The sequence below is a fragment of the Thermocoleostomius sinensis A174 genome (assembly GCF_026802175.1).
In the GTDB taxonomy this organism is placed as follows: Bacteria; Cyanobacteriota; Cyanobacteriia; order Elainellales; family Elainellaceae; genus Thermocoleostomius; species Thermocoleostomius sinensis.
Genome location: NZ_CP113797.1, coordinates 1,598,161 through 1,608,887 on the forward strand (window position 1 = coordinate 1,598,161; position 10,727 = coordinate 1,608,887).

Consider the following 10,727-nt stretch of genomic DNA (forward strand, 5'->3'; position numbering starts at 1 on the left):
GGGTTGTTGCTAGCTTCCCTAATCAGCGCTCCTAGAACTTAGCTTCTAGGTAGTTACGTTGTTGCTGAAGCTATTTTCTGTGAAGGAAAAGATAGCCTCGACTTCTGAGGCTATCACTTTGTCATTCAATAATCAAGTTATTTTTGAACGATTCGATCGAAGTTCTTCGAATCTGGTTAATCCATGATTCAGTTATTCTTCAAGGAATGGTCATTTTAATTTTTACTTCAATGGTCATTGAAAAGTCACCACAATCTTTACGGGCATCCTAATTCATCAAGGAAGCCTAGATCCGCGTAGGATTATCTGGCGATCGACCAAGCTCATGTGCAGTTTGTTTTTCATCAGGACAATTGGCAACCTGTTCCGACAAGACCGATCGCCCTGACGCTAATCTGCTTTCATGATCTGTTTCACTTCAGCAAAGGCCCAGTCTAACCAGGGCAACAGTGCTTCAATGTCGGCGGTTTCTACGGTAGCTCCTCCCCAAATGCGAATTCCCGGAGGGGCATCGCGATAGGAGGCAATGTCGTAGGCGACCCCTTCGCTGTCCAACAGCCCAGTTAGTTTTTTAGCGCCTTTCGCCTGATCGTCTTTAGAGAGTTCTGTGTACCAAGGATCGACGATTTTTAAACAAATTGAGGTGTTGGAGCGAGTCTCCGGCACTTCCGCTAGAAAATCGACCCAGGGGGTTTGCTCTACCCAGGCGGCGATCGCGTTGAAGTTGGCTTGCGATCGGTGCATCAAGGCCGACAGTCCGCCAATGCTTTCAGCCCACTTCAGTCCATCTAGCGCATCTTCCACACACAACATCGAAGGGGTGTTGATTGTGTCGCCCTCAAAAATGCCGAGGTTCACCTGTCCTTTTTTAGTGAGTTGGAACAGTTTGGGAATCGGACGGGGCGGCACATATGTATTGAGGCGTTCGACGGCACGCGGACTGAGAACCAACATGCCGTGAGCCGCTTCGCCACCCATCACTTTTTGCCACGACCAGGTAATTACGTCCAGTTTGTGCCAGGGAATTTCCATGGCAAATACAGCCGACGTGGCATCAGCAATCATTAGCCCTTGCCGATCGTCTTTGATCCACTCACTATGAGGAACCCGTACTCCAGACGTTGTACCATTCCAGGTAAAGACAACATCGCGATCGCAATCAATCTGCGACAGGTCAGGCAGTTTTCCATAGTCGGCGAGAAATGTGCGACAATCGGGCAATTTCAATTGCTTTTGGGCGTCTGTCACCCAGGCTTGGCCAAAGCTTTCCCAGGCCACCATGTCTACGCCCCGTGCCCCCAACAGCGACCACATCGCCATTTCCACTGCGCCCGTATCGGAAGCAGGCACAATGCCACAGAGGTAATCTTCGGGAATGCCCAGCAGTTGTTTACTGCGCGTAATTACCTCCTGAATGCGGGCTTTTCCCACTTTGGAGCGATGGGAGCGACCCAAAAGCGCATTACTTAAGACTTCAGGACTCCAGCCCGGTCGTTTGGCGCATGGCCCCGACGAAAAATGACTGGATTGGGGACGGTTTAACGGTTTTTCCATAGCGTTGGTAGAGTCAATAACTGAACGGTGAGCACAAAGACCGGATGATTAAACGAAACTAGAAAAGACTAGGGTTCTATTTTAGTCGTCCTGATCAGCGATAGACGTATGATGCCAATCATCCATGATATCCCCAAGGCAGAACTGCATTTGCACATTGAAGGATCTCTAGAGCCAGAGTTGATGTTTGCTTTGGCTCAGCGCAATCATGTGCAACTGCCCTACGGTTCAGTAGACGAGATTCGATCGGCCTATCAATTCCATAATTTGCAATCGTTTTTGGATTTGTATTACGCGGGTATGAGCGTTTTGCTCACTGAACAAGATTTTTATGATTTGACCTGGGCCTATTTGCAAAAAGCGGCGAGTCAAACCGTGAAGCATACCGAAATTTTCTTTGATCCCCAAGCTCACACCGATCGCGGTCTTGCGTTTGAAACCGTGCACGATGGTATTGTGCGGGCCCTGACCGATGCAAAGACGCAACTGGGGCTATCGTCTCAGTTGATCATGTGTTTCAACCGCCATCTCAGTCCGGAATCGGCCATGGACACACTGCACCAAGCTCTGTCCTACAAAGACACGATCGTGGCGGTGGGACTCGATTCCTCCGAACTAGATTATCCTCCATCGCTGTTTCAAGCCGTGTTTGAGAAAGCGCTGGAAGAAGGCTTTTTAACGGTGGCTCATGCGGGAGAAGAGGGCCCGCCAGAGTATATTTGGCAAGCGATTCGGCTCTTGAAAGTTTCGCGCATTGATCACGGCGTTCGCTGTATTGAAGATCCGGCGCTGGTGGATTACCTAGCGGAAACTCAAATTCCTCTCACTGTTTGTCCGCTGTCTAATATTAAGCTGTGTGTGTTCGATCGAATGGCTGACCATAACCTCAAGCAACTGCTCGATCGGGGGCTATGCGTCACGGTCAATTCTGATGATCCCTCCTACTTTGGTGGCTACATTCTAGAAAATTATCAAGCAGTGCAATCGGCACTGAATCTAAGCCAAGCCGACTTACTACAACTGGCCCAAAATTCCTTTCAGGCTGCATTTTTAGATGAGTTGCAAAAACAATCCTACTTGCAACAACTGGAGGCAATCGGCAAGAAATAATTGAATCTAGTTAACACCAAACAGTCAACAATAAACAAAGTCAACAATGAATAAAGTGCGAGAGATGAGACAGTGAACAATTTCACATCTGTTTCTGCTGATGAGAAAACCGAGTTACGCCGATCGTTGCTCTCCCTGCGTCGGAACCTATCGACCGAAGACTGGCAACAAAAAAGCCAAAAAATCTGTGAGCATTTGAGTTCCGCTAGCAGCTTCATGAAAGCTCAGACAGTATTAGCGTACTTTAGTATCTTCCGCGAAGCGGATCTAAGCCTGCTGTTTACCCTACCGAAACGCTGGGGCTTTCCTCGTTGTGTGGGTGAGACCCTTGATTGGCACTATTGGACAACCAATCAACCCTTACAGCCTGGAAGATTCGGGATTTTAGAGCCATTACCCACCGCTCCAACAATTGACGTGGCTCACGTGGATCTGATTCTTGTTCCTGCGGTCGCTTGCGATCGGCGGGGGTATCGACTTGGGTATGGTGGCGGATTTTACGATCGCTTACTAGTTAACCCAACTTGGGCAACCAAACCAACGATCGGCATCACGTTCGACTTTGCCTTTTTGCCCGCGTTGCCCATCAATAGCTGGGATCGCCCGTTAACAGCCGTCTGCACTGAAACAGGAATCATTCAAGCCGCCCCCGCTCCTCCCAACTAGAAACGTCTCTGCTATTCCTAGGTTGAGAACACCGCCTTTTTGCACTACGCTCTAGCAAACGACATCCGGCTCAAAAATGCTCTCAGTCGATCGCTTTGCGGATGATCTAACACTTGCCGGGCGGGGCCTTCTTCCTCAACCTGACCTTGATTGAGAAACAAAACCCGATCGGCTACCTCCCGCGCAAATTGCATTTCGTGCGTCACCACCACCATCGTCATTCCTTCTTCAGCCAGTTGTTGCATGACTGCCAACACTTCCCCAACCAGTTCCGGATCAAGGGCGCTGGTCGGCTCATCAAACAACATAATCTTTGGCTTCATGCATAGCGATCGGGCAATGGCAACTCGTTGTTTTTGTCCACCCGAGAGTTGATCGGGGTAGGCTTCCGCTTTTGGTAACAAACCAACCTTGTCGAGATAAAACCTGCCCAACCGGGTGCTCTCCTTATCTGACTGTCCTAAAACTTTGCGAGGAGCCAAAGTCAAATTTTCCAGCACGGTCATATGCGGAAACAGGTTGAATTGCTGAAACACCATCCCCACATTAGCCCGCAGTTGCCGCAATTGCTTTGGGGCTAGAGCCGGATGAGACAAATCGATGCCGTTCACCAAAAGTTGCCCACTGTTAATTGTTTCTAGGCGGTTAAAGCAGCGCAACAACGTACTTTTGCCACATCCAGACGAGCCAATAATGGCTACCACTTCACCAGAATTGACATGACCACTGATGCCTTTCAGTACTTGCAATGCCCCAAAGTTTTTGACTACTTGGTCAAACACAATTGCCGGAACCGGAATATCCATCGTCTAAGCTGCAATGCTGAGTTGATTCATCTTAACGAGTTAATCATAAAAGTAAGCGATAGCTGCGCGATCGGCCAATACGATAGTTTACGCAATTCCCTACCAAACCATGACAAAGTTAAAGTTAGATATTTCCGTAGACAGGCACAGCCGCCCCTCGGACATCTTTAGCGGTTTCTGAGGCCAAAAAGCAAATGACCTGCGCCAGCGACTCTGGTTTCACCCATTGATCTGCCCCTTGATCACCCATGGCGGCCCGGTTTGCAGGGGTGTCAATCACGCTCGGCAGCACTACATTAGCAGTAATATTGGTGCCCTTCGTTTCATCTGCGATCGCCTGAGTCAAGGCCACAACACCTGCTTTGGAAGCGCAGTAGGCTGCCAGTTGGCCACCCGGTTGCACTGCCCCCCGAGAGCCGATGGTGACAATCCGCCCATAGTCTTGCTCTAGCATCCGTCTGAGGCTGTGCTTACAGACCAAAAAGGTGGTGTTGAGATTCAGTTCAATATCGTTTTGCCACTGCTCGTAGCTGTATTCGTGGGTCTTGCCCATCGAAAAACCACCCACCAAATGAATTAATACGTCCACTCGCTCCATGCCATTTACTAAAGCTTCGATCGAGGCTTCACGGGTCAAATCGGTTTCCACAAACCGCACCCTCGATAGCTGATGATAGGAAAGCGTTCCTTTCAGGCGATCAACGCTGCGAACATCAATGTACGGGAGGGTAACAGTGGCTCCCCGCTCTAATACCGCGGGTGTTACACCCAACCCCAATCCACCCGTACCTCCTGTCAGCAAAACCTGTTTACCGTTCATGCATTCTCCCTGTATGGTTTTAATCTGTCCTCTGCCTATTAGGATAAAGGGGAAGCGTAAGGTTGGGTGTTGAGTGATGCAAACGAGTCGCTATCTCCATACAGCCATTTTGGTCTCTAATTTAGAGCAAGCCGAGCAGTTCTATGGCGGGGTCTTGGGGTTATCTAAGGTCGATCGGTCTTTAAAATATCCTGGGGTATGGTATCAGCTTGGAGAGGTACAAGTGCATTTGATTGTACACAAGGGCTACCGCTGCGAGTTTTCCAACCCGGAAAAGTGGGGACGCAACCCCCATTTTGCGCTAGGCGTAACCGATTTAGAAGCAGCCAAAGCTCATTTAACTGCGCATGGGTATCCGGTACAGCTTAGTGCTTCAGGTCGCGCAGCTTTATTTACCCAAGATCCCGATGGTAATGTGATTGAGATAACCCAGGTGTGAAACTGTTCATCCGGCACCCTTCTTCCAAACAGGGAGCAGGGGTTGGGGGTGAGGGCTAGACGGGCAACCGTTCCAGAGGCGAGTCAATGGTTAGAGCAGAGTCACTGACGGGTTTCAGTCCTTGTTATTCACCCGATTGATCTACGATCGATCCACGACCGATCGTCATGTTGCAAACAGTCTGCATTCAGCAACGTTAAATCCTGAGTTGATAATACCGAACAGTGATCGATCGTTTGGATTAGTGCTGGAATTCTACCCTGTTCTAGTTCTGTGATGATCGTTTGAACAAGATCACGAACTGAGCTATGAATTAACCAGTCTTGCCATAGATATGCTGGTGAGAAAGATTGTGCTTCAATTAGCACAAAATCGATTCCGTGGGTTGTGATAATCTGTTGTAGCTCTGATAGATTACTGCTGTACTGTAAGCGAAGCATATCGGTCAGGCGTTGTTGAATTTGTTGATAATAGATGGGATGATGGGGCAAAGCAAACTCGCGCCCTACAAAGACCGATCGTTGCGCAAAAGCAGGCAAATTATCGGCTTCAGGTGCTAACGATGCTATCAAGGTATCTTTTGGCTGCTGGGATAAATAGGCATACAGATCGGGGACATGCCCCCTGTGCCAACCCTGGAATTTGAAGAATAGCGGTGGAATGGCGGGTACAACGGTTACAGCCATTATCAGCAATGCTGCAATGCCGATGAGTACTATCTCGCGGAGATTGAATTGCGATCGCCGGATGCGGTGCCGCCGCCACCAACGCCAACCTGAAGTCAACAGCACAGTTAAGACAATGCTAGTGGCAATCGGCAACAAAAAACGCCAAGTGTGATAAGTGTAGCGGCTGGGAAAATGCAGTTTCAGCAGTAGCAATGAAGCTAAACTGAACATCCCTAGGGATGCAATCAACACTTGCCACAGAATTTTGAAGTGGCTTGGGTATCGCATGACGAAAGACGATCGCCGCAGAAACGGTAGAGCAAATCCTAGCCAAACGATCGAAGGAAACAGGGGAAGTTCCAACCCACTAGAGCTATCAAATATCCATTGAAATAGAGTGACGCCAAAGTATTGATTGCGCCCGCCTACGTTATATTCAGGCATCGATCGCATTTGGGCAGCGGTGATCACCGGGCCAACGTCAGATAACCGCAGAGCAAAGGACAGTAAGACGCTACCTGCAACCACCAGCCCACCACCCCAAATAAGATAGGATGCGCGAGTTTTAGTCAATCGAAGCGATCGATCTTGCCATTCAAACAATCGTACTGTCAAAACAGCAAGTTCTAACAACACGAACTGCGGAAAGAATAGCCCCTGAAGCAAAATGGTAACTAGACAAGGAATGAATGAATCTCGCAGTAGATAATATAAAAAAGCAGCAAAGATAGGATAGACAAAAGCTCTAGGTGTGGCTGAAATTAGATCGTCGTTGAGCCAAAGCTGCTGATTAAATAACACAGTACTCAACCATGCGGCGAATGGAATTGGCAGAACTAACAACGAGAGATGGAAAAAGTAACTTGTGGCAATCAATCCCAGACCGATCGGTAAAAACTTAGCAAAGACGATCGGTTCAATGCCAAGCTGAGCCAATACCCAATAAACAAACTGATAACCACTTGGTGCAACGGTATGAAAGTAATTGGCAATTAAATCATTGGAGAATAGAGTTGGATCTAAAAATCGCTGAAGCCAAACCACATGTTGTCGAGCATCATCTTGAACAATATAAGGATAGCTAAGCGTATAATGTAGTGAAATCAAGCCGAAATACAATGGACTCAGCAAACTCATGCCTAGCCACAGTTGCGATCGTAGTGGAGACTGTATCGAATCACACACAGTTTACCGACCTGATGTAACTTTAACAACGATGCGATCGAAATACCATTGCAACCCTGGTGCAATTAAGCTGTGAAAGCGTCCAAGAATTGACATTTCCAGTCCTGGTGTAATGGCAAACGCACCCTTTTCTATGCCAGCAAGAATTGCTCGTGCTACTGCATCTGCATTCCAAACTTCGGCAGTGGCGGTGATGGCTTTGGTTTCCGGTGGTTTGGTTTGGTTCTCTGCGGCTAGCTGTGGCGTATCGGTATCCGGTGGATAGACAATCGACACGCGAATATTCGATCGCTTCAGTTCTCCCCGCAATGACTCTGCCAGTCCGCGCAAGGCAAATTTACTCGGGCAGTAGGGCGTGTAGCCATAAATGCCAATCAGTCCGGCTCCCGACGATACTATGACCAAGTGCCCGTGGCGCTGATGTTCCATCAGCGGTAGCACTGCCCGAATGCAGTACAGGGACCCAAAATAATTCACTGCCATTGTGCGCTCAAAGATTTCGATCGGCAACTCCCGAAAGTAACCAGGATGAGCAATTCCGGCACAGGTAATCAGCAGATTGGGAGCACCCAATTGACCAATCGCTGCATGGATTGCCTGTTCTGCCTGAAGTCGATCGGAGACATCTGCTGATAGTGCCACCACGTGTGCTCGTCCAGCTTGCTGAATTTCTGCCTTTGCTTGTTCCAACTTGGCACAATCGCGGGCAACGATCGATACATTCATACCCTGTTGCACCAGAAGCTTAGCTGTGGCCTTGCCGATGCCGCTAGAACCGCCGGTAATGATTGCATGTCGCCGAGTATCATTCATATTACCCGCCCGATCGCCGCGTAATTTCTTGCCCCAAGGCCGCCATTGTATCGTCTAGTGAATTTTTATAGATGTTGAAAAACAAATCTCGTGTAGGCGATGAACCGGGATCGATCGACACGCGATGAGTAACTAAAACTTGATTAGAGCCGACAGACTCAAGTTGCCATACGCCTTGCAGCGACTCGACATCGCCCTCAATGACATTAAAGGAAATTTGTTGAGGATAGCTTTCAGTAGCAGAAATGACCACGCGAGTGCGGCGAGTGAACGGAAACACGCGAACAACATTGACCTGTTCAAATACTTTCTGATTACCATTGCTCTCTAGAAGCCGGCTTGTTTCCACGTCTGGAAAAAACGAGGCGAAATTATTATAGTCGGTCAAAGCAGCCCACGCCGCCTCCACCGACCCCGTTGCCAGCACTTGACCTACATACTGCCCAGATTCACCGCTAACCGACACTTCCCCTGGTTGCAAGGCCAGTAATTGTTCAGTGGGTTGATGAATGATTCGATCGCCCCCAACGGCTGAGGAAATTGGCGCAACGGTTAACCACACCATCACGGCTAAGCTGCTCATTCCTAGATAGATAGATTTCCGCAAGCGCATACCAGGCATAGAGTTTGACCAACCCATAGAATAATTTCCGCCCAATTGTATCAGATTGATTTCCGTTGATTTCGTTCAATTCGCCTCAATGCCATACCGCTGTCGCTGAAATGGATAGGTAGGCAGCACGACTTTACGACGCGAGTAGGGACGATCGAACGCAACCCAGTTCACCGATGCTCCCTGCACATAATACTTTGCCACTTGATGCAAAACAGTCCGCCAATCTTCCAAACTTAAACATAACTCAGCTAACTGAGTGCCCAACTTGTCGGTCAGCGAGAGATACAATGGTTTAGAACCATCCCCAGCCCTCAGATCTACCATCAGTTCAGAACTAGGAGGGTGAGATAGCGCCCGACCCAAAATCACTCCCTCGGTCGCCTCTCCAGCCATACAACTCGTCAATTTCTCACGTAATTCCTCCATAGAAGCCGCGACGATCGCCAGCCGATAGTTAAAGTGCGATCGCCCCGTATTCGCCGTAAAACACACATCCGCCACATCCAGATCGCCATGAGTTGCCAAGTGCTGGGCATAGCAGGATATCAACTGCTTCAGCGCCACCTCTGTTCGAGCCGACAGCGTCAACACATGCGCCAACCGCTCCTTTCCGCCCGACTCCCAACTCCCGACTCCCGACTCCCGACTCCCTCCCTCTGCCACCACCACATGAGCATTGCTGCCATTAAATCCAAAAGCACTGACTCCGGCAATACGCGGCGCCTCTGCCGATTGCCAAACAACCCGACGGGTGGGAACGGCGATCGACAACTCGTTCCAGCGAATCTGAGGATTAGGCGTTTGGAAATGGAGATTCGCGGGAATTTCACCCTGTTGCAGCGACAGCACCACTTTGATCAAGCCAGCGATGCCAGCCGCCGCCTCGGTGTGCCCAATGTTCGTTTTCACCGAGCCAATCAGCAGAGGATGAGAGGACGATCGATTGCCAAACACCTCTCCCAACGCATTCACTTCAATCGGGTCGCCCAAGGACGTGCCTGTTCCGTGTGCTTCGACATAGCTGACTTGTGAGGGCTGAATCCGGCTCTGCTGTAAAGCTTGGCGAATGACCGCTTGTTGCGCCGGGCCATTGGGTACCGTTAAGCCGCTGCTGCGCCCATCGTGGTTGACAGCAGAACCGAGAATGGTGGCAAAAATGGGATCTCCTTGAGCAATCGCGTCGCTGAGCCGCTTCAGCACAACCATGCCACAGCCCTCCGATCGAACAAATCCATTGGCGTCTGCATCAAAACTTCGACAACGCCCCGCTGGAGAAAGCATCCGTGCCTTGGAAAAGTTGATTGTCGATTCGGGAGAAAGAATCCGGTTCACTCCTCCTGCCAACGCCAAATTACACTCTTGCTGCCGCAAACTTTGACATGCTAAATGCACCGCCACCAGCGACGAGGAACAGGCCGTGTCTACCGATAGGCTTGGGCCAGTTAAACCGAGCAGGTATGATAGGCGACCTGCTGCGGTACTGTGGGTGTTGCCGATCGTCAGGTAAGCGTCAATTTCCGTTCGATCGCGACTGAGCAACCGCTGCCAGTAATCAATGCTGCAAATACCAACAAAGACCCCTGTCTGGGTATTGATCAGTCGATCGGGGGCAACCCCGCCGTGTTCCAGTGCTTCCCAACTCACCTCCAACAACAACCGCTGCTGTGGATCAAGGCTGACAGCTTCTCGCGGGGCAATGCGGAAGAAGGATGCATCAAAATCGTACAAATGGGGCAAAAATCCACCGGAGCGCGCCACCATTTTTCCAGGTGCATCCGGATCGGGACTGTAGTAGCGGTCAATGTCCCAGCGATCGATCGGAATATCCGTAATGGCATCTTGCCCATCGTGCAAAAGCTGCCAGAATTCAGCAGGATTGTCTGCCCCTGGAAATCGACAGCCTATACCGACAATGGCGATCGGTTCGTGTTTGGCTTGGTCTAATGCTTGTTCCAATGCCTCCACTTTTGCCTGGAGGTCTTTAATAGCCAGCAAGGCACGTTTCGTAGGAGATAACGCTTCGGCTTGGTCGGCAGTGTTCATGTCGATC

General features: G+C 49.7%; 10 protein-coding genes. 3 read left to right on the forward strand and 7 right to left on the reverse strand.

The window, feature by feature from the left end:
• Positions 1 to 390: 390 nt before the first annotated feature.
• Complete coding sequence (locus OXH18_RS06910; protein ID WP_268611744.1) at positions 391 to 1,554, reverse strand: phosphoserine transaminase; 1,164 nt, start codon at positions 1,552 to 1,554, stop codon at positions 391 to 393.
• 108 nt (positions 1,555 to 1,662) lie between these two features.
• Here OXH18_RS06910 and OXH18_RS06915 point away from each other — a divergent pair, with 108 nt between their 5' ends.
• Together OXH18_RS06915 and OXH18_RS06920 are read left to right on the forward strand one after the other, a co-directional pair.
• Positions 1,663 to 2,664 (forward strand): adenosine deaminase, encoded by a 1,002-nt coding sequence (locus OXH18_RS06915; RefSeq protein WP_268611745.1) that lies wholly within the window; start codon positions 1,663 to 1,665, stop codon positions 2,662 to 2,664.
• Between the two features lie 72 nt (positions 2,665 to 2,736).
• Positions 2,737 to 3,330 carry a 5-formyltetrahydrofolate cyclo-ligase gene (locus OXH18_RS06920; RefSeq protein WP_268611746.1) on the forward strand — a complete coding sequence of 198 codons (594 nt, stop codon included), beginning with the start codon at positions 2,737 to 2,739 and terminating at the stop codon, positions 3,328 to 3,330.
• A 44-nt stretch (positions 3,331 to 3,374) separates the two neighbouring features.
• Here the strand turns inward: OXH18_RS06920 and OXH18_RS06925 are convergent, their stop codons facing one another.
• Positions 3,375 to 4,136: an amino acid ABC transporter ATP-binding protein gene (locus OXH18_RS06925; protein WP_268611747.1), complete on the reverse strand. Its 762-nt coding sequence runs from the start codon at positions 4,134 to 4,136 to the stop codon at positions 3,375 to 3,377.
• Between the two features lie 124 nt (positions 4,137 to 4,260).
• The gene (fabG, locus tag OXH18_RS06930) at positions 4,261 to 4,956 is read right to left on the reverse strand and encodes a 3-oxoacyl-ACP reductase FabG (RefSeq protein ID WP_268611748.1); all 696 of its coding nucleotides are present in this window, start codon (positions 4,954 to 4,956) and stop codon (positions 4,261 to 4,263) included.
• Positions 4,957 to 5,032: 76 nt separating this feature from the next.
• Here fabG and OXH18_RS06935 point away from each other — a divergent pair, with 76 nt between their 5' ends.
• Entirely contained in the window at positions 5,033 to 5,395 is a 363-nt protein-coding gene (locus OXH18_RS06935; protein WP_268611749.1) for a VOC family protein, read from the forward strand.
• Between the two features lie 128 nt (positions 5,396 to 5,523).
• Here OXH18_RS06935 and OXH18_RS06940 read toward each other — a convergent pair whose 3' ends face one another.
• The 4 genes from OXH18_RS06940 to OXH18_RS06955 are packed head-to-tail and all read right to left on the reverse strand — an operon-like array spanning position 5,524 to position 10,720.
• A complete protein-coding gene (locus tag OXH18_RS06940; RefSeq protein ID WP_268611750.1) occupies positions 5,524 to 7,248 on the reverse strand; it encodes a hypothetical protein in 1,725 nt (574 codons plus the stop codon).
• Between the two features lie 3 nt (positions 7,249 to 7,251).
• Positions 7,252 to 8,061, reverse strand: a complete 810-nt coding sequence (locus OXH18_RS06945; protein WP_268611751.1) for an SDR family oxidoreductase — start codon at positions 8,059 to 8,061, stop codon at positions 7,252 to 7,254.
• A 1-nt stretch (position 8,062) separates the two neighbouring features.
• The gene (locus OXH18_RS06950) at positions 8,063 to 8,701 is read right to left on the reverse strand and encodes an SRPBCC family protein (RefSeq protein WP_268611752.1); all 639 of its coding nucleotides are present in this window, start codon (positions 8,699 to 8,701) and stop codon (positions 8,063 to 8,065) included.
• Between the two features lie 48 nt (positions 8,702 to 8,749).
• Positions 8,750 to 10,720, reverse strand: a complete 1,971-nt coding sequence (locus tag OXH18_RS06955; protein ID WP_268611753.1) for a type I polyketide synthase — start codon at positions 10,718 to 10,720, stop codon at positions 8,750 to 8,752.
• Between the last annotated feature and the right edge of the window lie 7 nt (positions 10,721 to 10,727).

Bases quoted from the DNA above. Each gene is read 5' to 3' on its own strand.
- OXH18_RS06910 (WP_268611744.1), bottom strand. From the start codon at position 1,554: ATGGAAAAACCGTTAAACCGTCCCCAATCCAGTCATTTTTCGTCGGGG.
- OXH18_RS06915 (WP_268611745.1), top strand. From the start codon at position 1,663: ATGATGCCAATCATCCATGATATCCCCAAGGCAGAACTGCATTTGCAC.
- OXH18_RS06925 (WP_268611747.1), bottom strand. From the start codon at position 4,136: ATGGATATTCCGGTTCCGGCAATTGTGTTTGACCAAGTAGTCAAAAAC.
- fabG (WP_268611748.1), bottom strand. From the start codon at position 4,956: ATGAACGGTAAACAGGTTTTGCTGACAGGAGGTACGGGTGGATTGGGG.
- OXH18_RS06935 (WP_268611749.1), top strand. From the start codon at position 5,033: ATGCAAACGAGTCGCTATCTCCATACAGCCATTTTGGTCTCTAATTTA.
- OXH18_RS06945 (WP_268611751.1), bottom strand. From the start codon at position 8,061: ATGAATGATACTCGGCGACATGCAATCATTACCGGCGGTTCTAGCGGC.
- OXH18_RS06950 (WP_268611752.1), bottom strand. From the start codon at position 8,701: ATGGGTTGGTCAAACTCTATGCCTGGTATGCGCTTGCGGAAATCTATC.
- OXH18_RS06955 (WP_268611753.1), bottom strand. From the start codon at position 10,720: ATGAACACTGCCGACCAAGCCGAAGCGTTATCTCCTACGAAACGTGCC.